Annotated in this window: 1 protein-coding gene; it reads left to right on the top strand. The window is 39.1% G+C overall.

Annotation, left to right across the window (positions count from 1 at the left end; all coding sequences use genetic code 11):
• Positions 1-228 precede the first annotated feature (228 nt).
• On the top strand, positions 229-786 hold the full coding sequence (locus H5125_RS21680; protein WP_182745498.1) for a GNAT family N-acetyltransferase: 558 nt from the start codon (positions 229-231) through the stop codon (positions 784-786).
• The last annotated feature ends 120 nt before the right edge of the window (positions 787-906 follow it).

The following is a 906-nucleotide window of genomic DNA, read 5'->3' as shown; positions in this document are numbered from 1 at the left end:
CATGAGTTTCCATGGTGATACTCCTAGGTAATGCCAAGGTAGGCAGGGTCTAGTAAGTATTTATGATGGTGAGAAAGATGGGCTTTTATCTTTTCTGCCGCAGAGCGGCTTCGTTCAACAAGGCAATTAAACGGAAAATTTACAGTTGGCTGTTTTTCGTTCCTCAAACATTTTAGCCAACAGTAATTTTCCGCTTATCGCGGCGTTATATTTCACGGAGGATTCAGGTTGTCATTTCCAGTTTTAGAGACAAATCGCTTAAAGTTAGATAAATTATCTAAAGAAGACTCAAATAGCTTATTTGAGTTATTCTCGGACAATTCCGTTGTCGAATACTATGATTTGGAAGCTTTCACGGAACTATCACAAGCGAGCAACTTAATAGAGTTCTTTAACTCTCGCTTTAATGAAAACTCTGGTATTCGTTGGGCTATTCGCCTTAAAGAAACAGAGCAATTTATCGGAACCTGTGGCTTTAATACTTGGAGCCCAAAAATGAAAAATGCTGTACTTGGATATGATTTATTGCCTAAGTATTGGGGCATGGGTTTGACCACTGAAGCAGTCCATCGAATAGTTAAAGCAGCATTTTTAGGTGAATTATCTTGCGGTAAACTTAACCGTATTCAAGGTGATACCGTTCCGGGGAACTTAGCATCTGAATCACTACTTCTAAAGGTTGGTTTCAAAGAGGAAGGCGTAAGACGTCAAAGTGGTTACTGGAAAAACCAGTTTCACGACCTTAAATGCTTCGGGTTAATTCAGTCCGAGTACTGTGAAATATAACACATATGAGCCTTCCACCAGTCAATAGGCGAGCCTAACTTATTTGACTGCTTTTGCAGTCAAATTAAAATCAATCAACAAATTCATCTACTTCGTCTGTCATTTAGCTGTCAAATCATC

Origin of the sequence: Shewanella sp. SR44-4, assembly GCF_014163715.1 — a bacterium.
In the GTDB taxonomy this organism is placed as follows: domain Bacteria; phylum Pseudomonadota; class Gammaproteobacteria; order Enterobacterales; family Shewanellaceae; genus Shewanella.
Note: the sequence above shows the minus strand (reverse complement) of the source record. Positions and strands in the feature narration are given on the sequence as shown.